21 protein-coding genes are annotated in these 19,649 nt (G+C 70.8%); 9 read left to right on the forward strand and 12 right to left on the reverse strand.

The window, feature by feature from the left end; genetic code table 11:
* Positions 1-293: 293 nt before the first annotated feature.
* The 9 genes from fahA to ACZ63D_RS22145 all read right to left on the reverse strand — a co-directional run bounded on the left by fahA (position 294) and on the right by ACZ63D_RS22145 (position 8,987).
* Positions 294-1,463, reverse strand: coding sequence for a fumarylacetoacetase (gene fahA / locus ACZ63D_RS22105; RefSeq protein ID WP_465356201.1), 1,170 nt, complete (start codon positions 1,461-1,463; stop codon positions 294-296).
* Positions 1,460-2,317: a hypothetical protein gene (locus ACZ63D_RS22110; RefSeq protein WP_465356309.1), complete on the reverse strand. Its 858-nt coding sequence runs from the start codon at positions 2,315-2,317 to the stop codon at positions 1,460-1,462. Before ACZ63D_RS22110 ends, fahA begins: the two co-directional genes overlap by 4 nt.
* Entirely contained in the window at positions 2,284-3,483 is a 1,200-nt protein-coding gene (locus ACZ63D_RS22115; RefSeq protein WP_465356202.1) for a cupin domain-containing protein, read from the reverse strand. Before ACZ63D_RS22115 ends, ACZ63D_RS22110 begins: the two co-directional genes overlap by 34 nt.
* Before the next feature lie 83 nt (positions 3,484-3,566).
* Positions 3,567-4,106: a MarR family winged helix-turn-helix transcriptional regulator gene (locus ACZ63D_RS22120; RefSeq protein WP_465356203.1), complete on the reverse strand. Its 540-nt coding sequence runs from the start codon at positions 4,104-4,106 to the stop codon at positions 3,567-3,569.
* Positions 4,107-4,149: 43 nt separating this feature from the next.
* Positions 4,150-5,484 carry an MFS transporter gene (locus ACZ63D_RS22125; protein ID WP_465356204.1) on the reverse strand — a complete coding sequence of 445 codons (1,335 nt, stop codon included), beginning with the start codon at positions 5,482-5,484 and terminating at the stop codon, positions 4,150-4,152.
* 36 nt (positions 5,485-5,520) lie between these two features.
* Entirely contained in the window at positions 5,521-6,927 is a 1,407-nt protein-coding gene (locus tag ACZ63D_RS22130) for an FAD-dependent oxidoreductase (RefSeq protein ID WP_465356205.1), read from the reverse strand.
* Positions 6,924-7,718: an SDR family NAD(P)-dependent oxidoreductase gene (locus ACZ63D_RS22135; protein ID WP_465356206.1), complete on the reverse strand. Its 795-nt coding sequence runs from the start codon at positions 7,716-7,718 to the stop codon at positions 6,924-6,926. The genes ACZ63D_RS22130 and ACZ63D_RS22135 overlap by 4 nt, the downstream gene beginning before the upstream one ends.
* Positions 7,711-8,544 carry an SDR family NAD(P)-dependent oxidoreductase gene (locus ACZ63D_RS22140; protein ID WP_465356207.1) on the reverse strand — a complete coding sequence of 278 codons (834 nt, stop codon included), beginning with the start codon at positions 8,542-8,544 and terminating at the stop codon, positions 7,711-7,713. Before ACZ63D_RS22140 ends, ACZ63D_RS22135 begins: the two co-directional genes overlap by 8 nt.
* Positions 8,545-8,567: 23 nt before the next feature.
* On the reverse strand, positions 8,568-8,987 hold the full coding sequence (locus tag ACZ63D_RS22145; RefSeq protein ID WP_465356208.1) for a nuclear transport factor 2 family protein: 420 nt from the start codon (positions 8,985-8,987) through the stop codon (positions 8,568-8,570).
* A 119-nt stretch (positions 8,988-9,106) separates the two neighbouring features.
* On the opposite strand from ACZ63D_RS22145, the gene ACZ63D_RS22150 reads away from it, so the two are divergent.
* Complete coding sequence (locus tag ACZ63D_RS22150; RefSeq protein ID WP_465356209.1) at positions 9,107-9,784, forward strand: IclR family transcriptional regulator; 678 nt, start codon at positions 9,107-9,109, stop codon at positions 9,782-9,784.
* Here ACZ63D_RS22150 and ACZ63D_RS22155 read toward each other — a convergent pair whose 3' ends face one another.
* Together ACZ63D_RS22155 and ACZ63D_RS22160 are read right to left on the reverse strand one after the other, a co-directional pair.
* The gene (locus tag ACZ63D_RS22155; protein WP_465356210.1) at positions 9,785-10,435 is read right to left on the reverse strand and encodes a response regulator; all 651 of its coding nucleotides are present in this window, start codon (positions 10,433-10,435) and stop codon (positions 9,785-9,787) included.
* Positions 10,432-11,643: a sensor histidine kinase gene (locus ACZ63D_RS22160; RefSeq protein WP_465356211.1), complete on the reverse strand. Its 1,212-nt coding sequence runs from the start codon at positions 11,641-11,643 to the stop codon at positions 10,432-10,434. Before ACZ63D_RS22160 ends, ACZ63D_RS22155 begins: the two co-directional genes overlap by 4 nt.
* Before the next feature lie 168 nt (positions 11,644-11,811).
* Here ACZ63D_RS22160 and ACZ63D_RS22165 point away from each other — a divergent pair, with 168 nt between their 5' ends.
* The 5 genes from ACZ63D_RS22165 to ACZ63D_RS22185 all read left to right on the forward strand — a co-directional run bounded on the left by ACZ63D_RS22165 (position 11,812) and on the right by ACZ63D_RS22185 (position 16,476).
* Positions 11,812-13,260, forward strand: a complete 1,449-nt coding sequence (locus tag ACZ63D_RS22165) for an ArnT family glycosyltransferase (RefSeq protein WP_465356212.1) — start codon at positions 11,812-11,814, stop codon at positions 13,258-13,260.
* Entirely contained in the window at positions 13,257-13,874 is a 618-nt protein-coding gene (locus ACZ63D_RS22170) for a GPP34 family phosphoprotein (RefSeq protein WP_465356213.1), read from the forward strand. The genes ACZ63D_RS22165 and ACZ63D_RS22170 overlap by 4 nt, the downstream gene beginning before the upstream one ends.
* Before the next feature lie 73 nt (positions 13,875-13,947).
* Positions 13,948-14,712, forward strand: a complete 765-nt coding sequence (locus ACZ63D_RS22175) for an isocitrate lyase/PEP mutase family protein (protein ID WP_465356214.1) — start codon at positions 13,948-13,950, stop codon at positions 14,710-14,712.
* Between the two features lie 10 nt (positions 14,713-14,722).
* Positions 14,723-15,733 (forward strand): aminotransferase class V-fold PLP-dependent enzyme, encoded by a 1,011-nt coding sequence (locus ACZ63D_RS22180; RefSeq protein WP_465356215.1) that lies wholly within the window; start codon positions 14,723-14,725, stop codon positions 15,731-15,733.
* Positions 15,734-15,777: 44 nt separating this feature from the next.
* Entirely contained in the window at positions 15,778-16,476 is a 699-nt protein-coding gene (locus ACZ63D_RS22185) for a hypothetical protein (protein ID WP_465356216.1), read from the forward strand.
* Between the two features lie 138 nt (positions 16,477-16,614).
* Here ACZ63D_RS22185 and ACZ63D_RS22190 read toward each other — a convergent pair whose 3' ends face one another.
* Positions 16,615-17,535 (reverse strand): ferritin-like domain-containing protein, encoded by a 921-nt coding sequence (locus tag ACZ63D_RS22190; protein WP_465356217.1) that lies wholly within the window; start codon positions 17,533-17,535, stop codon positions 16,615-16,617.
* Positions 17,536-17,669: 134 nt separating this feature from the next.
* On the opposite strand from ACZ63D_RS22190, the gene rimP reads away from it, so the two are divergent.
* The 3 genes from rimP to ACZ63D_RS22205 all read left to right on the forward strand — a co-directional run bounded on the left by rimP (position 17,670) and on the right by ACZ63D_RS22205 (position 19,635).
* The gene (rimP, locus tag ACZ63D_RS22195) at positions 17,670-18,188 is read left to right on the forward strand and encodes a ribosome maturation factor RimP (RefSeq protein ID WP_465356218.1); all 519 of its coding nucleotides are present in this window, start codon (positions 17,670-17,672) and stop codon (positions 18,186-18,188) included.
* Positions 18,185-19,243 (forward strand): transcription termination factor NusA, encoded by a 1,059-nt coding sequence (gene nusA, locus ACZ63D_RS22200; protein WP_465356219.1) that lies wholly within the window; start codon positions 18,185-18,187, stop codon positions 19,241-19,243. Before rimP ends, nusA begins: the two co-directional genes overlap by 4 nt.
* Positions 19,244-19,365: 122 nt before the next feature.
* The gene (locus ACZ63D_RS22205) at positions 19,366-19,635 is read left to right on the forward strand and encodes a YlxR family protein (RefSeq protein ID WP_465356220.1); all 270 of its coding nucleotides are present in this window, start codon (positions 19,366-19,368) and stop codon (positions 19,633-19,635) included.
* Positions 19,636-19,649: the final 14 nt, after the last annotated feature.

Below are 19,649 nucleotides of genomic sequence, written 5' to 3' on the forward strand. Positions count from 1 at the left end.
CAGAGAGGGGGGGAGGAGGAGACGGGTGTGGGGGTGGGGGTGATGAGGAGGTGCGCCCCCCCCCCCCCCCCCCCCCGCGCCGTGTTTTTGGCTTCGTATCGGGGTGCGGGGGAGGTGTGGGTGCCTTGGTGAGTTGGGTGCGCGGGCTGCGGTGGGGTGCGCGGGGGGTGTGGGTGCCTTGGTGAGTGGGGTGCGCGGGCTGCGGTGGGGTGCGCGGGGGCGCGAGAGGTCTGTGAGGGGAACCCTGAGGGAATCAGATTCCCTCAGGGTTCCCCTCACGGATGTTGGGCTGGTTACCGGGCGGGGAGGATGCGGCCTCGGACTTCGCCGAAGCCCAGTTGCGCGCCGCTGTGGGTGGTGGCGGTGCCGGTGATGGCGACCTCGTCGCCGTCTTGCAGGAAGGTGCGTTGCTCGCCGTTGACGGTCAGGGGGTCTCGGCCGCCCCAGGAGAGTTCCAGGAATGAGCCGCGTTCGGACGGTTCCTTGCCGGAGATGGTGCCGGAGCCGTAGAGGTCGCCGGTGCGGGCGGAGGCTCCGTTGACGGTCAGGTGGGCCAGCATCTGGGCGGGGGACCAGTACATCTCGCGGTACGGCGGGCGGGCCACTTCCTGGCCGTTCCATTCCACGGCCAGGGTGATGTCCAGGCCCCACGGCGACGATTCTCGCAGGTAGGGCAGCGGTTCCGGGGACGTCTGGCCGGGCAGCGGCACCCGGGCTTCGGCCAGCGCCAGCACCGGGACCACCCACGGCGAGATCGACGTGGCGAAGCTCTTGCCCAGGTTCGGGCCCAGCGGCACGTACTCCCAGGCCTGGATGTCGCGGGCCGACCAGTCGTTCAGCAGGACCGCGCCGAACACGTGCCGGGCGAAGTCGTCCGGCGGGATCGGGGTGTTGGCGGGCGTGCCCGCGCCGACGACGAAGCCCAGTTCCGCCTCGATGTCCAGGCGGGTGCTCGGGCCGAACACCGGGCCGTTCTCGCCCTTGCGCTGGCCGCTCGGGCGGACCACGTCGGTGCCGGACACGTAGACCGTGCCGGAGCGGCCGTGGTAGCCGACCGGGAGGTGTTTCCAGTTGGGCAGCAACGGTTCCGCGTCAGGGCGGAACAGGCGGCCGACGTTCGACGCGTGGTGTTCCGAGGCGTAGAAGTCCACATAGTCGGCGACTTCGATGGGCAGGTGCAGCGTGACGTCGGCGACCGCGTGCACCGCTTCGGCGGGCACCTCCCCGGTCACCAGTGTTTGCAGCCGCGTGCGGACCTCGACCCAGCGGTCGTAGCCCTGCGCCATGAAGGCGTTGAGCGTCGGCTCGGCGAAGACCGCGTCGCCAAGGGCGATCGACAGGTCCAGCACGTGCTCGCCCACACGCACGCCCACTCGCGGGCTGCCGCCGCCCGCCGAGAACACGCCGTACGGCAGGTTTTCGACGCCGAAGGGGGAGCCGGCGGGGATGTCGAGCACGGTCATGCGGGGGCTCCGATCAGGCCTAGGTCTGTCAGTTCGGTGAGCGGGTCGGTGATGCTGCAGGTGCCGAACGAGGTGAAACGAGCGCGGGCCGCGGCCAGGCGTTCCGGGGTCAGCGCGCGGATCCGGTCGGCGACCGCGGCGGCGTCGCGTTCGGCAAGCAGGGCAACGACTTCCTCGTCCTCGGCACCGCGGTCGACCGCTTCGGCGGCGAGCAGGAGATTGAGGAATCCGTGCTGTTCGAAACCCGTCTCGGGGTCGGTGTTGCGGATCGCGTGGTGCAGGCCCGCGGTGGCCTTGAACGGCACGCCCGCCTCGACGGACGCGCGGATCGCGGCGGCGAGTTCGGCTTCGTCCGGGTAGTACTCCGCCGACGTGCCGCCGGTGCGGAACTTCGCCTTGTGCGGGGTGCCGGAAAGCGCTTGCAGCAACGGAATCCGGCGTTCGTCGCGCGGGATTTCCACGGCGACCGGAACCGGGCAACCGTCCACTGCGGACAGAAACTCGGCGACGCTCATTCCTTGCGGCACCGCGATTTCCAGCGATTCGACCGACACCGGCAGGCCGTCGACAGCCTTGAGCACGTTGGGGATCACGGCCGGACCGGCGGGCAGCGTCACGGTGAGCGGCAGGATGGTTTCCCGGCCCGCGACGACCTCGGCGAGTTCAGCCAGCCCGGACGCGGCGACGACCAGCGGGCCGACCATCGCGGCGTACGCCGAAGCGGTGTGCCGGTCGTGCGCGGCGACGGCGTCCGGCAGCGGGGCGAGGCCGGGCGGGAAGACCGCGGCGTCGTCCAGCAAGCCTCGGGTCAATGCGTCAGTCACGACTGCGGTCCCCGTCCCGCCCAGGTCCAGGCGTAGCCGGGGTCGTCGCTCGCGTGCCCGCCCTCACCGATCTCCAGCGGGCGGAACGTGTCGACCATGACGGCCAGCTCGTCGAAGAACTCCGCGCCGAGGGAACGCTCCACCGCGCCCGGCTGCGGGCCGTGGCTGTGCCCGCCGGGGTGCAGGCTGATCGAGCCCTGGCCGATGCCGGAGCCCTTGCGCGCCTCGTAGTTCCCGCCGCAGTAGAACATCACCTCGTCGGAGTCCACATTGGAGTGGTAGTACGGCACCGGGACCGCCAGCGGGTGGTAGTCGACCTTGCGCGGCACGAAATTGCAGATGACGAAGTTGTTGCCCTCGAACACCTGGTGCACGGGCGGCGGCTGGTGCACGCGGCCGGTGATGGGTTCGAAGTCGGAGATGTTGAACGTGTACGGGTAGAGGCAGCCGTCCCAGCCGACCACGTCGAACGGGTGCGTCGGGTACACGTAACGCGTGCCGACGACGCCCCGCGAGCCGCGGTGCTTCACCAGCACCTCGACGTCGGTGCCCTCGACGACCAACGGCTCGGCCGGGCCGTGCAGGTCGCGCTCGCAGTAGGGCGCGTGCTCCAGCAGTTGGCCGTAGCGCGACAGGTAGCGCTTCGGGGGCGCGATGTGCGAATTCGCCTCGATCACATAGGCGCGCAACGGTTCCGTGCCCTTCGGCACCCAGCGGTGCGTGGTGGCGCGGGGGAGGATGACGTAGTCGCCGGTGCGGGCGGGCAACGCGCCGAAGACTGTCTCGACGACCGCTTCGCCGGACTCGACGTACACGCATTCGTCGCCGATCGCGTTGCGGTACAACGGAGAAGCCTCGCCGGCGGCGACGTAGGAGATCCGCACGTCGCCGTTGCCGAGCACCAGGCGGCGGCTGGTGACGACGTCCGCGCTCTTCCATTCTTCGCCCGGGAACAGCGTGTGCAGCTTGAGGTGCAGTGGCTTGAGCGGCCGGTTTTCGGTGAGCGTCTGGTCCGGCAGCTCCCATGGCGTCGCGTCCACGATCGCGGACGGGATGCCGCGGTGGTAGAGCAGCGACGAGTCGGAGGAAAAGCCTTCCTCGCCCATCAGTTCCTCGGAATAGAGCCCGCCTTCGGGCGTGCGGTGCTGGGTATGCCGCTTAGGCGGGATGCTGCCCGCGCTGCGGTAGTAGGCCATGGGTCGCCTCCTCGGCGCGAAGTGATTAAAGTATGTACTACTTTGTGGCCAGCGTAGTCCACTGGCTGGCCAGGGGAAAGGGGTCAGCGCCGGGTGGCGAACCCGGCCCGGCCGGAGATGAGCTTGTCCAGCAGCATCACCAGCACGCGCTGCTCGGCCTCGGTGAGCACCTCGACCCACCCGGCCTCGCGTTCGTTCTGCGCCTCGAACACCTCGAGCATCTCGGCGTGCCCGGCCCCGGTCAGCGACAGCCGCACCGAGCGGCCGTCGGTCTCGCCCGGCGTCCGCGTCAGCAGCCCCTCGCTGACCAGGGTTTTCGCCAGATTCGAGACGGCCGCCCGGCTCATCCCGGTCAGCCGCGCGGCGGCGGACGGTTCGAGCGGTCCGGCGAGCCACACCACGAACAGCAGCCGGAACGCCGACCAGGACCGCCCGCGCGGCCGGTGCACGGCGGATTCGAGATCGTAGGTCACCAGGTTCGACGCCCGGTTCAGCGTCAGCAGCACCTCGGTCGCCAGCTGGTGGCGGAACCCGAACTCGTCCGCGAGCCTGCGGTTGGCCAGCGCGATGAACGACCAGAAGTCGAGCGAGTCCGGGTCCGGCGGCGCGGCGGGGTCCTGCATGACCAGCACGGTACCCGCGCCGCCGGGATAATCAAACTCGAAACTACTTCACCGGACGAGCCAGCCGGGCGCCCGCGTCGCGCGGCACCTTCAGGAACGCCAGCATCGCCGCCGCGACGACCAGGCAGCCGATCGGGAAGTACAGCCCGACCGTCACGTCGGTCTCGGTGGCCGCGAGCCCGATCGCGTAAGGCCCGAAGAACCCGCCGAGCGCGGCGATCGAGTTGATCGCGGCCAGCCCGACCGCCGTGTGCTCCTTCGACAGCACGCGCGCGGCCATCGCCCAGTACGGCGCGAGGTAGCCGAGCACGCCGATCGCCGCCAGCGACAGGCTGATCAGCGACAACGCCGGAACCGTCTTGAACTGGATCGCGCCGAAGAACCCGATCGCCGCCACCAGCACGGTGGCGATCACGTGGCCCTTGCGCTCGCCGGTGCGGTCGGAGTTGCGGGCCAGCAGGAGCATGCCGGCCGCGCCGACCACGTACGGGATCGCGCCGAGCAGGCCGATGTTGGTCGACGAGTACTTCGGGTCGAGCTGTTTCACGATCAGCGGGAGGAAGAACGTGAGCCCGTACAGGCCGCAGGCGATGAAGAGGTTGGAGATCGCCAGCAGCAGGACCTTGCCGTCGCGCACCGCGCGCAGCTGGCCGAGGAACGTTTCCTTCTCCTCGGGCACGTACTCGCGGTCGATCTCAGCCTGCAGCCAGGAGCTTTCCTCGGCGGTCAGGAACTTCGCGTCGGCGGGCTTGTTCGGCAGATAGAAGAAGGTCAGCAGGCCGATCAGCACCGCGGGCGCGCCCTGCAGGATGAACACCCACTGCCAGCTGCTCATGCCGAACCAGTGCACGTGGTCGAGGATCCAGCCGCCGAAGAGGCTGCCGAGGATCAGCGCGATCGGCTGCGCCAGCGCGAGCGTCGCGATGGCCCGGCCGCGTTCCTTGCCGCGGAACCAGAAGGTCAAGTACAGCAACAGCCCGGGGAACAGCCCGGCCTCGGCGATGCCGAGCAGGATCCGCGCGATCATCAGGTGCGTGACGCTCGCGACGAACCCGGTCAGCACGGTCACGACCCCCCAGCTGACCGCGATCCGGCTGAGCCACAGCCGGGCCCCGACCTTCTTCATGATCATGTTGCTCGGGACCTCGAACACCACGTAGGCGAGGAAGAAGATCGCCGACGCGACGCCGAAGGTCGCGGCCGTGATGGTGAGCTCTTTGGCCATGCCGAGCTGGGCGTAGCCGATGTTCGCCCGGTCCATGTAGTTGAAGATGTAGAGCAGCAGGACGATCGGCATGACGCGGAAGCCGACCTTGCGGACGGTGCGTCTGGCCAGCGGGGAGTCCGCCGTGGTGGCGGCTGCGGCGGGGACGGACATGGGTTCTCCTCGACGGTGAGCAGTAACTCTGAAAGATCAAGCAGCGGCGGAGCGACCGGCGATGCGGCCCATGGTGACGGCGTTGGCGACCGCGTTGCCGCCGCCGACGTAGCGGAAGCCGAGCACTCCGGCCCCGGCCTCGCCCGCGGCGAACAGCCCGGGCACGCGGTCGCCGCGGACGTCGAGCACGGCGGCGCTGGAGTCGATCTCCAGCCCGGCGTGCGTGCAGACCAGTTCGGCGGGCAGCGTGCGGGCGGCGAAGAACGGTCCGGTGGCGATCTTCGCGGGCGGTTCGGCCGATCCCTTGGCGGACAAGGTTTCGTGCCGCAGGAACTCCGGGTCCTCGCCGGTGGGGAGCTGGGTGTTCCATCTGTCCACAGTGGCCCGGAGAGCGTCGGCGGGCACGTTCATCTTGCCCGCCAGTTCTTCCAGCGTGTTAGCGCGCAGGGTGCGGCCAGCGTCCGCTTCGGACAGTACGTGCTCGGCGTTCCAATGTGCGTAGCCCGGCGGGAGGTCGCGGCGGGCCTGGTCGTCGAAGACCATCCACACTGGACCGTCTTGCGCGGAGATGATGCCGCTGGACACCGCGTACGACGCGTCCTCGTCCATGAACCGGCGGCCGTGCTTGTTGACCAGCACGCGGGAGCGCGGCGGGAAACCGGACTGCCAGTGATGCAGGCGCTGGAAATACGCGGTGGGCAGCAGAAGTCCCCAGCCTTCGCCGGTGATCGAGGCGGACACCTGCTCGCCGAACGCGAAGTGGTCGCCTCGGGAGCCGGGCGCGGCGACGACGAACAGATCCTCGCCCGCCGCGTCCGCGTCCGGGTAGTACCGCGAGCGCAGGGCGGGGTCCTGGGCGAACCCGCCGCTGGTCACGATCACCGAATTCGCGCGGACCTCGATGCCGTCGGCGACCACGCCGGCGACCCGGCCGTCCTCCACGAGCAGCCGCTCGACCCGGGTGTTCAACACCGCCTCGGCCCCGACGCGACGGCGCGCGCGGTCGAGCACCTGGACGAGGCCGTAACCCTGGTCCTTCGGCACATGCCCGCGCCAGACGTCCTCGACGCCCGCCCGCGTCAATCCCGGCGTGTGCGCGTCGTGCGACACCTTCGCCGGGATTTCCGCGCCGAGCCCGATCAGCCATTCGACGGCTGGACCGGCCTCGCGGCAGAAAGTCTTGAGCAGGCCGGGTTTCAGCTGCCACTGGTTGAGGTCGAGGTAGTGCTGGAAGAACCGCTCCGGCGTGTCCTCGACGCCCAGTTCGCGCTGGACGCTCGTGCCCGCGGCGGTGAGCATTCCCGCGGACAGCTGGGTCGAGCCGCCGAGTTCCTTCTCCGATTCGAACAGCATCACCGAGGCGCCGTGCTCGGCCGCGGACACCGCCGCGGCCAGACCCGCGCCGCCCCCGCCGATCACCACGACGTCCATGTCGACGCTCATCCCAGATCACCTCCGGTTTCGGCGAGAATGCGATGGTAGAGACCGTTGGAGACGAGACCGCCGTCCACGGTGACCTCGCTTCCGGTCAAGTAGGTGGACCGGTCCGACAGCAGGAACAGCACCGTGTCGGTGATTTCCTCGGGCTCGGCCATTCTTCCGGCGGGCACACTGTCCACAGCGGACTTGACGAACGCGTCCGCTCCGGCCAGCAGCCCGGTGTCGACCAGTCCGGGATGGACGGAGTTGACCCGGATCCGCCACTTCGCGAAATTGCCCGCGGCGGACTTCGACAGTCCGGTCAGCCCCCATTTGCTCGCCGAGTAGGCGGGGGAGAAGTAGCCGATCTGACCGGAGATCGACGAGATGTTCACGATCGAACCGCCGCCGGAATCGCGCATCAGCGGCGCGGCCGCGCGCATCCCGTGGAACGGCCCGGAAAGGTTCACCGCCAGCACCCGGTCCCAGACCTCGGCGGTGGTGTCCTGGAATTCGAGCCGCCGCGAGATCCCGGCGTTGTTCACGAGCCCGCCGAGCGTGCCGTGCTCGGCGCGGATCCGGTCGAGCACCCGAGCCCACTGCGCTGGTTCGACGACGTCCATTGTGTACGGTGTCGCCGCACCGCCCGCCGCGCGGATCTCGTCCGCGATCTCGTCCGCACCGGCGAAATCCGCGACGCAGACGTGCACGCCGCGTTCGCCGAGCGCGCGGGCGTGCTGTGCGCCCATCCCGTTCGCCGCGCCCGTCACGAGCACGACGTCCGGGTAGCGCACGGCTTCGGTGGCGTCAGACATGCCGGGAGCCGCCGTCGACCGCGAGGCTGTGCCCGGTCACGTATCGCGAGCTGTCCGAAAGCAGGAACAGCAGCACGCTGCACACTTCTTCCGGTGAGCCGATCCGGTGCAGCGGCACCGCGTCGAGCGCCTTCGCCAGTGCGGGAGCGTCGTCCTGGATCCAGCGGGTCATCTCGGTGTCGATGTAGCCCGGGGCGATGGCGTTGACCCGGATGCCCTGGTCGCCGAGCTCCACCGCGAGCGATTCGGTGAGGTGCGCGACCGCCGCCTTGGAACTGCAGTACGCCGCGCGGCCCTTGCGCACGCGGACCGCGGACACCGACGCCATGTTGACGATCGCGCTACCCGGTTCCATCCGCGCGGCCGCGGCCTGCGCACCGAACAGCACGCCTTCGACGTTCACCGAAAGCGTCGAGCGGATCTGCTCCGGGGTGATGTCCGGAACCTCGGCGTACGGGAAGATCCCGGCGTTGTTGACCCAGAAGTCGATGCGGCCGAACTCGTCGATCGCGCGCTGGGCGAGCGCGACGTGGTCCTCCGCGCGCGTGACGTCCAAAGCGGACGCGACGATCCGGCCCGGCTTGTCCTCAAGGGACTCCGCGGCCAGCGCGGCGGTCAGCTCGTCGGCGGTGGCGGTCATCGCGGCGGCGTCGAGATCGCCGCCGACCACGTGCACCCCGCGGGTGGCGAGACCGGCGGCGAACCGCGCGCCCATGCCGCGGGCCGCGCCGGTGACCACGGCGACCTTGCCCGGCATCTCCGGGTACCGCGCGGTCGCGGGCTGGTGCAGCACCCGGCCGGGGCCGGTGGGCTCGAGAGTGGTCATCTGGGTTTTCTCCTCGTTGTTTCTCAGGGCTCGCGGTGCACGGTGCGGCGGCGCACGCGCCAGCCGCCGGCGGTGCGCACGAGTTCGTCGTCCAGCACGGTGAGCCGGTGCAGCCGAGGGGACCCGCCTTCCGGCGTCCCGACGATCTGCAGATAAGCCAGCGCTCGCAACGTGTCCTCGGACTGTCCTAACCGGACTTCCACTGTGGACACCACGTGCCGCAGCCGTTCGCCGGATTCGGCGCACCCGGCGTGGAACCGCTCGGCGAACGCGGTCAGCGCGGCCGTGCCGACGGCGGGCTCGGGGTAGCTGGGCGAGACGAACTCGCCGTCCGGCGTGAACGTGGCGGCCCAGCGTGCGGCCTGCCCGGAGTCGATGGCGTGGCTCTGGCGGCCGTACAGCTGATGCACCGCCAGCACGTCCTTGACGGGGACTTCGCTCATGTTCGGCCACCTCGGTCCGCGGAGTAGTTGCCTGGAGTGGCAAACGTGCTATATTCGCACGCACCGTGCGATATGAAGGAACAGTAGGTCGCCGGGCAAGCTGTCGTCAAGGGAGCCGTGTGTCCGATTCGGGGACGTCGAAGACGCTGAGCCACGGGCTGCAAGTGCTGGAGCTGCTGGTGGAGCATCCGCAGGGGCTCACGATGACCGAGATCGCCGACGGGATCGGCGTGCACCGCACGGTCGCGCACCGGCTGGTGCGCACGCTGGAGGCGCACCACCTCTGCCGGCGCGACCGGTTCAAGCGGATCTCGCTCGGCACCGGTCTCGTGCGGCTGGCCGAGCCGGTGGAACAGGACCTGCGCACGCTCGCGCGCCCGGTGCTGGAGGAGCTTTCCGACGCCGGTCGCGCGTCGGCGCACCTGGTCGTCCGCGAAAACGCCGACCAGGTGCGGATGCTGATGATCGTGGAACCGCGGCAGGCGCGGATGCACGTGTCGTTCCGCAGCGGCCAGCTGGACCCGATCGGCCGCGGGTCCGCCGGGCTCGCGCTGCTTTCGGCGGAACCGCCGGTGGAAGGCGAACGCGAGGAGATCACCCGCGCCCGGACCCGGGGCTACGCGGTGTCGGTGGGGGAGATAGCGCCGGGGATCACCGGGATTTCCGCGGTGGTGCCGACCGGCCGCGACGCCCCGGGCACGGCCATCGGGCTGTCGTTGTTCGAGGCCCCGGACCCGGACGAGCTGGGCCGGTTGGTGGTGGCGTCAGCGCAACGGCTGGGCTCGCTGCTGAAATAGCTAACGCCCGACGAGCCCTGCCTCGTGCGCGAGCAGCCCGGCCTGCGTCCGGTTCGCGCAGCCGAGCTTCACCAGCATCCGCGAGACATAGCTCTTCACCGTCGCCTCCGCCAGATGCAGCCGCCCGGCGATGTCCGCATTGGACAGTCCTTCGCCAAGGCAGGCCAGCACATCCCGCTCCCGTTCGGTCAGCCCGGCGGTCCGGCGGCGGGCTTCGTCGTCGCGGCGGTGGCCGTCCGACGACAGCGCGACCAACCGGCGCGCGGCCGACGGCGAAAGAACGGTGTGCCCGTCCGCGGCGACGCGAACGAGGCCGATCAAGTCCTCCGGCGGCGTCGACTTCACCAGGAACCCGGCCGCGCCCGCGCGGAGCGCGCGGATGACGTAGGTGTCCGCGTCGAACGTCGTCAGCGCCACGACCGCGGGCGGCTCCGGCAGCGCGCAGATCCGTTCGATCGCGGCGAGCCCGTCCACGCCGGGCATCCGCAGGTCCATCAGCACGACCGAAGGCCGGTGCCGGATCACTTCCTCGACCGCCTCCGCGCCGTCCTGCGCCTGCGCGACTACCTCGATGTCGCCGGCCGAACCGAGGATCGTGCGCAGGTGCGCGCACACCATCGGCTCGTCGTCGGCCACCACGACCGTGATCACCGGGCCGCACCTTCCGTGGTCGGGACGTAGGCGGGCAGTATCGCATTGATCTTGAACCCGCCGCTGGGCGCCGGGCCCGCTTCGAAGGTCCCGCCGACGAGTTCGACCCGCTGGCGCAGCCCGCTCAGGCCCGCGCCGGAGCCGCTGCCCGCGAGTGTCTCGTCCGGCGGCCGGGTCGCCCGGGTGTTGAGGACGGCCACGTCCAGTCCTCCCGGGTGGTAGCGCAGCGAAACCGTCGCCGAGCAGCCCGGCGCGTGCTTGCGGATGTTGGTCAGCGCTTCCTGCACCACGCGGTAGGCGGTGCGCGCGACGGTCGGCGACACCGAAGTCCGGTCGCCGGTCACCGACAGCTCGGTCGCGATGCCGACCGCGACCGATTCGGCGACCAGGTCCGCGACCTCGCCCGGCAGCGGCGGATCCGGCACTGGCGGCTCGATCCCGGTCCCGTTGCGCAGCACGCCGACCAGGTCGCGCAGTTCGTCCAGCGCGTGCGCGCCCTCGCGCCGGATGTCCTCGGCGGCCGATTTCACCGCCGGATCCGGCGAGGTCACGCCTAGCGCCCCGGCGTGCAGCACCATCAGGCTCAGCCGGTGGGTGACGACGTCGTGCATCTCGCTCGCCAGCCGCCGCCGCTCCGCCGCCAGCGCTTGTTCGGCGAGCAGATGCTGCTCGCGTTCCGCGCGTTCGGCCCGGTCCCGCAGCGAACTCAGCAATTGCCGCCGCGCCTCGAAATACAGCGAGATCGCCACCGGCAGCGCGGTGCTCAGCAGCCCGAACGGCGTCGTGTTCCACGCCGGGTTCCACGGCCGCGTCGCCAGCAGCGCCAGGAACCCGGCGATCCACAGCAGCCGCCGCCGGTCCAGCTGCCGGACCAGCTGCGCCAGCACGATCGGCGTGATCGTCGGCACGGTCATCAGCGTCGGCTGGTGAACGGGCACGAGCAGCCCGGGGGAGAAAAGATCGGACGCCAGCATCGCCAGCGAGGCGACGATCAGCAGCCCGGCCACGGCGTTCGGGAAGCGCGCGAGGAGCAGCAGCGACGCGTCGCAGACCAGTTCCAGCACGAGTGTCGCGTATGGCCCGAGGAATCCGGTGGTGGGCTCGGAGGCGAGGAAAAGCCCGAAGTCGAGACAGGCGAACACCAGCGCGGCGCCGCCCAGCCAGAGCCAGTCGGCCAACCGCGGCCAGTGGCGGGACGTGCTGGTCACCCGGCCACGGTAACCGGTCGGCGGTCCGCTCGCGCCCGATTCGCACCGGGCGGGTGGCGGCCTACCGCCGAAAGTTGCGGCCGCGCCCGGAACGATCCACTTTCGTCGTTGCGAATCGCTACCGAGCGCGCTTACCCCGCACCCGCCCGGCACGGTGGACTCGACGCCATGACGAGCGAAGAAACGCGAGCCGCGCCGCCGTTCGCCCGGCTGCCCGTGCTGGCGGTCGCGGCGGCGGCCGTCGCGCTGCTGGTGGCGACGAGCAGCCGGTACGCGCACGGATTCGACGAGCTGTACTTCCTCGTGGCTGGTCGAGATCACCTGGCCTGGGGGTATTTCGACCAGCCGCCGCTCGTCCCGCTGCTGGCCGGGACGCTCGACCAGTGGTTCCCCGGTTCGCTGGTCGCGCTGCGGCTGCCGATGGCGCTCGCGGCCGGCGCCGGGGTCATCGTGACCGCGCTGACCGCCCGCGAACTCGGCGGCGGACGCGGGGCGCAGGTGCTGGCAGCCGGGGCGTACGCGACTTCCGGGCTGATGATCATCAGCCACTGGGTGGCCACGTACGCGCTGGACCCGTTCTTCTGGACGCTCGTGGTGTTCCTGCTCGTGCGCTGGACGCGGACCCGGCGCGACGGCCTGCTCGTCTGGGCCGGAGTCGTCACCGCGGTGTCGCTGCAGACTAAATTCCTGATCCCCGCGCTGTGGGGCGCGGTGCTGGTGTCGGCGCTCGTGCTCGGCCCGCGGCAGCTGGTGTCCCGGCCGAAACTGTGGCTAGGCGCGTTGATCGCCGTCTTGGCGACTCTGCCGACATTGTTCTGGCAAGCCACGCACGGCTGGGCCTATACGCAGATGGGCGAGGTCGTCGCAGCCGAATTCCCCGGCTACCTCGCCTTCGCGCGCGACGGCCTGCTCGGCGCGGGAATGGGAATCGGCGTGCTGGCGCTGCTGTACGGGATGTGGCGGCTGCTGCGTTCGCCGGACCTGGTGCCGTACCGGTATCTCGCGGTGGCCTTGCTGCTCGTCGTGGCGGTGATCGTCGTGACGCACGGCCGCTCGTACTATTTGACGAGCCTGTATTCACTGCCGTTCGCCGCCGCCGCGACGGAGCTTTCCCGGCGAAACCTGGTGCGCTGGTGGAAGATCCCGGTCGGAATCGCGTTCGCGCTTTCCGCCGCGGTCACGGTGGCCGGGCTTCCGGTGTGGCCCGCTTCGATGAAAGCCACCTCGTTCGGGCCGTTTCCGCTCGGCACCCTGTTCGCGGCCGGGGAGACCGCGCAACAGCAATTGGCGGACGGCGTCGGGCAGGCGTACCAGTCGTTGCCGGAGGCAGTGCGCCGGGAAACCGCGGTATACGGGGAAATCTATCCGTTCGCCGCGGCCGTGGAGTACTACGGGCCGCGATACGGGATCACCGATGTCTACAGTGGACACCGAGGATACTGGTACTTCGACCGGCCGCCGGATTCCGCGCGGAACGTGCTCTTCGCGGGCTTCGATCCGGCGTTGCTGCGGCCGTACTTCTCTTCGGTGACTGAAGTGGTGCCCGGTCTGATGTGGCTGTACACCGGGCGTAAGCAATCCTGGGAAACGATCTGGCCAGAGGTGAAAAAACAATGAGCGACTCCTTGCCCGCGCGAGCGTATTTCCTCGCCTGCGATCCGGACGGCGGCCCGGTCTCCCGCCGTTCCCGCGTGGCCCTGCTGGTCCGCGCGGCCGCGGTGACCGACCTGGCGTTGCGCGGCAACCTCCGCGACCAGCGCGGCCACGCCGACCCGACCGGCGCGGCCCCGACCGGCGACCTCCTGCTCGACGATCTGCTCGCCGACCTCCGCGCGCACAAACCGGCTTCCTGGCGGGCATTGCTGCGCCGCGGAAGGAACGACACGCTGCAATCGCTGGAAACGCAACTCTCCGCGGCGGGATTGCTGGAAGAAGGCAGCAGCTCGATCTTGCACCGCAAGGTCTTGGTCCCTTCCGACCCCGCGCGAGTCCGCGACGCACACGCACAGCTCGAGCACGCCCTGACCGCCCCGCTGTCCGAAGTGGACGCCCCGGCCGCGGCGCTGGCAGCACTGGCCGCGGCCTCCGGAACCGGGATGTCCCGGTCGGACGCGCGAGACCATTCCGACCGGCTGAAAGAACTGGAGAAGCTCGCCGGACCGGTGGTTCCGGCGCTGCGCAAGGCGGTGGCGGGCAGGCGCGCGGCGTTCGCCGGCGGTTCCGGAGGCTGAGCTGTCGGTCAGCCGAGGGGGCTGACCGACAGTTCGGCCGCCGCCGAAGCGTGGACCTCGTACTGTGGCGGCCATGACCTCCTTCGCCGCGCTGCACGTCCCGGGCCGTCCTCTGTTGCTGCCGAACGTCTGGGAGTTCGGTTTCGCCGCCGCGCTCGCCGCCGCGGGTCATCCCGCAGTCGGCACCACCAGCCTCGGCGTCTCGGCCGCCGCCGGGCTCGCCGACGGCGCGCCGGACTCCCGGGCCGCGACCGTCGCACTGGCGAAATCGCTGGCCCCGCTGGACATTCTGGTCAGTGTCGACATCGCCGACGGGTTCAGCGCCGATCCCGGGGAGGTGGCGGACCTCGTCGCGGAACTGGCCGACGCCGGGGCAGTGGGCGTCAACCTGGAAGACAGCCGCGCGGACACTCTCGCGCCGATCGTCGTCCAGGCCGCGCTGCTGGCCAAGGTGCGCGAACGAGTTCCGGGCATCTTCCTCAACGCCCGCACCGACACCCACTGGCTCGGCACGGGCCCGGTCGCGGACGCCATCACCCGGGTCCGCGCGTACGCCGACGCCGGTGCCGACTGCGTGTTCGTCCCCGGCCTGCACGGTCCCGCCGACGTCACGGAGCTGGTCGAAGCGGTCGACGTACCGGTGAACCTCCTGCACCTGCCCGGGAAAGCCACTTTCTCCGAATTGGCCTCCCTGGGCGTGGCGAGGGTCAGTCTCGGCTCGATGCCTTACCGCGTAGCGCTTTCCGTCGCACTGGCCACAGTGGACTCAGTCCGGGAAGAGACGGAACTGCCGGTGCGGCCGCCGTCATACGGTGAGGTCACGGCATTGCTCCCGTAATCTGGGCCGCATGATCTTCGGAGGAAGCACCGACTTCGCTGTCCCCGCCGGATACCTCAACACGCCCAGCATCGGGATCCCGCCGGCGCCCGTCGCCGAAGCGGTCGACGCCGCGGTCAGCCGATGGCGCACCGGCAAGGACACCCCGTCGGACTTCGACGAGGCGGTCTCCCGTTCCCGCAGCGGATTCGCGCGGCTCGCCGGGGTTGCGGCGGAGCGGGTGGCGATCGGCGCGTCGGTGTCCCAGCTGGCGGCGAACGTCGCCGCCGGGCTGGCCCCGGACGCCCGCGTCCTGGTCGCCGAGAACGAATTCACCAGTGTCACGTTCCCGTTCGCGCAAAGGGCGAACGTCACCGAGGCGCCGCTCGCCAAGCTGGCGCAGCACGTCGAAGGCCACGACCTCGTCGCGGTCAGCCTCGCGCAGTCCGCCGACGGCGCGCTGCTGGACACCGCCGCGCTGCGGGCCGCCTCCGAAGCCGCCGGCGTGCCGGTCCTGATCGACGTCACGCAAGCCGCGGGCTGGCTTCCGCTGGACGTCGCGTGGGCGGACTGGATCGTCTGCGCGGGCTACAAATGGCTGTTCTCGCCGCGCGGCTGCGCCTGGCTCGCGGTGCACCCGAGGGCACACGAACGGACCCGGCCAGTCGCCGCGAACTGGTACGCCGGCGACGATCCGTGGTCCTCGGTCTACGGAATGCCACTGCGGCTGGCCGGAAACGCGTGCGGATTCGACCTGTCGCCGGTGTGGCTGTCGCATGTCGGCGCAGCGGAAGCGTTCGACTACCTCGCGTCACTGGACCTCGCCGCGGTGCGCGAACACAACGCCGGACTGGCCGATTCCCTGCGCACCGCCGCGGGGATGGAACCGCAGGGAAGCGCGATCGTGGCGCTGGAAGCCGACCCGGCGCGGCTCGCCGAAGCCGGAATCGTGGCCAGCGTCCGCAACGGGCGGGTCCGCGTCGGTTTCCACCTCTACAACGGCCCTGACGACGTCGAACGCGTGCTGGCAGCCTTGGGCTGAACGGCTGGGTCACCGGGGCGGAGGCGGTGAACTACGGTGTTCGCGTGTCCCCTCCGCACTTCACCCCCGGCAACCCCGGTCCGCCCGGCACCCGCGGCCCTTCGGACACGGCCCCGATCCCGGCCGTGCCCGCCGCGCCCCCGGGTCCGCCGCCGCCCGGGCCGCCGCGCAACCGCGCCCTGCTGCTGCGGGGAGCCGGGCTCGTGGCGATCGCCCTCGTGGCCGGGCTCGTCTGGTACCTGATCCGGCACGACAGCACGCCGGACGAGCCGGTCGCCGAACCCCCGGCGACCACGGCGAAGCCCGCCTTCGACTACAAACTGGCCGAAGGCCCGGTCAAAGCCACCGACTGCGCCGCCAACGCCTACTCGGGCGCGAAGAAGTTCTTCCAGGACAACCCGTGCACGTCCTTGGCGCGGGCGCTGTACACGGTGCAGTCCGGGGACGCGAAGGCGCTGGTGTCGGTCGTGCTGGTGACCATGCCGGACGCGGCGAAGGCGACCGAGCTGAAACAGCTCACCGACCGGGACGGCACCGGCAACGTGAGCGACCTGGTCCGCGACGGCACCTTCCACGACACCGACGCCCCGAAGCTGAGCGGCGACCAGGCCGCGTACGAGTCGAAAGCCAACGGCCCCGAGGTGACGATCGTGCTCACCGACTTCTATTACGGGCACCACGACAAGCAGCTGCTCACCCGGATCGCGAAGAACGCGCTGAAACTGTCCGGCAAGCTCCGCTGACCGTCGCGGAAAGCGCGCCGTCCCGGGTTCGCCCGGGCGTGCGCGCTTTTCCTATGCGGACTGCCCGGGGAGGGCGACCGTCGCGTGTCGCTGGGGCTGACGCTGGCCCGGCAACGCAACCGCCAGTTCCGCGGAGCCTTACGCGGGCTGCCCAGGCAACGCCACCGCCGCGGGTTTCTGGCCCGCTTCCTGCCGCCAAGGCATTCCGCGCCGCGCCGCCGCGATCAACGCCTGCAGCGCCATCCCGCGCAGCCCCGAATCGTCGGTATGCGTGAGCACGGCAAGCCAGGCCGCGGCCGTGTCCGCTTCCGCGCTGGCCACCAGCGCCGCGGCCGAAGCAGTGTCCGTCACCGGCTTGGGCGGCACGTACGCGGCTTCCGGCGCGACCGGCGTCGCCGAAGCCGAAGCGATCATCTGCGTGACCACGTCCCGCCGTGCGGTGTGCTCCGCGCGGCCAGCCTTCACCGCGTCCCCGAAATCCCCCGGCAGGAACGCCGTCACCAGCCCGTACACCCACAACGACGCGTGTTCGGCCGCCAGCGCCTTCTGCAGCGGGTCCACCGCTTCCTTCGGCACCGAAGACGGTGCGGCCGCGGCCTTCGCGTCGGCTCCTGGCCCGAGTTCCGGCGCGATCCGCTGCAGCCCGGCGCATCCGGCGGCCACCGACGCGACGAGCCCGGCCCGGTACGCCGGCAGCGCGGGCACCAGATCCTCGGCCTGCTTGCGCGCGGCGGCCAGCCGGTCCTTGAACCCGCCCAGGTCGGCGGGCGCGGGCGGGACGTTCGCCGCCTGCTTGGGCCGGTTCAGCCGGTCCACCTCGGCCTTCAGCGCGGCCGCCTGCGCGGCTCTGGCGTCGGCGACCTGGCCGGCCGCGTCGCCGCCGGAGGGCAGCTTCCTGGCCGCGGCGGCGTCCGCCTCGGCCATCGCCAGCAGCGGGGCCAGCGGATCGGGGGCGTCGTCGTAGCCGCCCGAGCAGGCGGCGAGCGGCACAGCCGCGGCGACAGTGGCGCTCAGTGCGCCCAGACGCAGCACGGCGCGCCGGGAGAGGTCTGCGGTCACGTCGGCCCATCCTGCCAGGCCGCCCGGGTGCGCCGCCGCTCGCGCGTCTCCGCCGGGTCGCAGGATAAGCTTGACCCTCACCGACCACAGCCGTGACCAGCCCGCGTCACGACGGCCGAACAGGAGTGCTCCACGTGCCCAACGAACTCGCCAGCCGGCTGGAGCCGATCGTGGCCGAAGCCGTCACGACCGCGGGTTTCGACCTCGACTCGCTCGAGGTGCAGCAAGCCGGACGGCGACAGCTGGTGAAGGTGGTCGTCGACTCCGACGACGGCGTCGGGCTGGACGAGGTCGCCGAGGTCAGCCGCACCGTCTCGGCCGCCCTCGACGAGAACGAGCACGTGCTGGCGAGCGCCTACACGCTCGAGGTCACCTCGCCGGGCCTGGACCGGCCGCTCACCCAGCAGCGGCACTGGCGGCGCGCCCGCTTCCGCCTCGTCAAGATCACGCCCGTCGAAGGCCCCGCCTACCTCGGCCGCGTGGGACACGCAGGGGAGAAGAGCGCGCGCGTGCTCACCGACGGCCGGATCAAGGACGTGCACTACCAATCCGTCGCGAAGGCAGTGGTGGAAGTCGAATTCAAGCAACCGCCCGCGGAAGAACTGAAAACGCTCGCCGCGGATGAGAACGAGAAGAAGGAGGAGTCGAAGTGAACGTGGACATCGCCGCGCTGCGGGCGATCGAACGGGACAAGGACATCCCCTTCGACACGGTCATCGAGGCCATCGAGACCGCGCTGCTCACCGCGTACAAGCACACCGAGGGCCACCAGCCGCACGCCCGCATCGACATCGACCGCAAGACCGGCCTCGTCCGCGTGCTCGCGCACACCCTCGCCGCCGACGGCGAGGTCGACGAGGAGTGGGACGACACCCCCGAGGGCTTCGGCCGGATCGCCGCCACCACCGCCCGCCAGGTCATCCTGCAGCGGCTGCGCGACGCCGAGCACGAGAAGACCTACGGCGAGTTCTCCGCCAAGGAGGGCGAGATCGTGGCCGGCGTGGTGCAGCGCGACGCGCGCGCCAACGCCCGCGGCATGGTCGTGATCCAGGTCGGCGACACCGAGGGCGTGCTGCCGCAGGCCGAACAGGTCGCGGGGGAGTCCTACGAGCACGGCACCCGGATCAAGGCGTTCGTGTTCGGGGTGTCGCGCAGCAACCGCGGCCCGCAGATCATGCTGTCGCGCTCGCACCCGAACCTGGTGCGCAAGCTGTTCGCGCTGGAGGTCCCGGAGATCGCCGACGGCACCGTCGAGATCGCCGCGGTCGCCCGCGAACCGGGGCACCGGTCGAAGATCGCGGTGCGCTCCACCATCCCCGGCGTCAACGCCAAGGGCGCCTGCATCGGCCCGATGGGCGCGCGCGTGCGCAACGTGATGAGCGAGCTGGCCGGCGAGAAGATCGACATCATCGACTGGTCCGACGACCCGGCCAAGTTCGTCGGGAATGCATTGTCGCCGGCGAAGGTTGTTTCGGTACGTGTCGTGGACGAGCGGGCCAAGACGGCGAGGGTCGTCGTCCCGGACTTCCAGCTGTCGCTCGCGATCGGCAAGGAAGGCCAGAACGCCCGGCTCGCGGCCCGGCTCACCGGCTGGCGGATCGACATCCGCAGCGACGCGGCCCCCGCCGAACCCGCCGGTCCGGGCGAGGGTGAGCAAGACCACGCCGGCCAGGCGCGGCCCGCCGCGGCAACCGGTTCGGCCGACTGAGGGTGCAGGCGCTAGACTCGACAAGGGTTCAAGACCCGCGAACGGCTACTGGGGACACCCCCGACCTCCCGCGCCACCGGCATTCGCCGGTGCGCACGTGTGTCGGCTGCCGGAAACGGGGCTTGGCCGGCGAACTGCTGCGCGTGGTCGCGGCAGACGGGCGGCTGGTCGTCGACGAAGGTCGGCGGCTGCCGGGCCGGGGTGCGTGGCTGCACCCCGGGACGGGCTGCCTGGCCAAAGCCGAGCGGAAGCGGGCGTTCCCCCGGGCTCTCCGGGTCCAGGGCGCGCTCGAGACCGCGGGGCTGCACGACCACGCAGCGTTCGCCGAAGACAACGACGCCGGGACACACCCGGGGTCGCGAGATACAAGGAAGCAGGTCGACCCGTCATGAGTCAGCCGTGAAGC

It is taken from the genome of Amycolatopsis sp. NPDC104775 (assembly GCF_055583325.1).

Coding starts and splice junctions, on each gene's coding strand:
- fahA (WP_465356201.1), bottom strand. CDS start 1,463: ATGACCGTGCTCGACATCCCCGCCGGCTCCCCCTTCGGCGTCGAAAAC.
- ACZ63D_RS22115 (WP_465356202.1), bottom strand. CDS start 3,483: ATGGCCTACTACCGCAGCGCGGGCAGCATCCCGCCTAAGCGGCATACC.
- ACZ63D_RS22120 (WP_465356203.1), bottom strand. CDS start 4,106: ATGCAGGACCCCGCCGCGCCGCCGGACCCGGACTCGCTCGACTTCTGG.
- ACZ63D_RS22125 (WP_465356204.1), bottom strand. CDS start 5,484: ATGTCCGTCCCCGCCGCAGCCGCCACCACGGCGGACTCCCCGCTGGCC.
- ACZ63D_RS22130 (WP_465356205.1), bottom strand. CDS start 6,927: ATGAGCGTCGACATGGACGTCGTGGTGATCGGCGGGGGCGGCGCGGGT.
- ACZ63D_RS22135 (WP_465356206.1), bottom strand. CDS start 7,718: ATGTCTGACGCCACCGAAGCCGTGCGCTACCCGGACGTCGTGCTCGTG.
- ACZ63D_RS22140 (WP_465356207.1), bottom strand. CDS start 8,544: ATGACCACTCTCGAGCCCACCGGCCCCGGCCGGGTGCTGCACCAGCCC.
- ACZ63D_RS22145 (WP_465356208.1), bottom strand. CDS start 8,987: ATGAGCGAAGTCCCCGTCAAGGACGTGCTGGCGGTGCATCAGCTGTAC.
- ACZ63D_RS22165 (WP_465356212.1), top strand. CDS start 11,812: ATGACGAGCGAAGAAACGCGAGCCGCGCCGCCGTTCGCCCGGCTGCCC.
- ACZ63D_RS22170 (WP_465356213.1), top strand. CDS start 13,257: ATGAGCGACTCCTTGCCCGCGCGAGCGTATTTCCTCGCCTGCGATCCG.
- ACZ63D_RS22175 (WP_465356214.1), top strand. CDS start 13,948: ATGACCTCCTTCGCCGCGCTGCACGTCCCGGGCCGTCCTCTGTTGCTG.
- ACZ63D_RS22180 (WP_465356215.1), top strand. CDS start 14,723: ATGATCTTCGGAGGAAGCACCGACTTCGCTGTCCCCGCCGGATACCTC.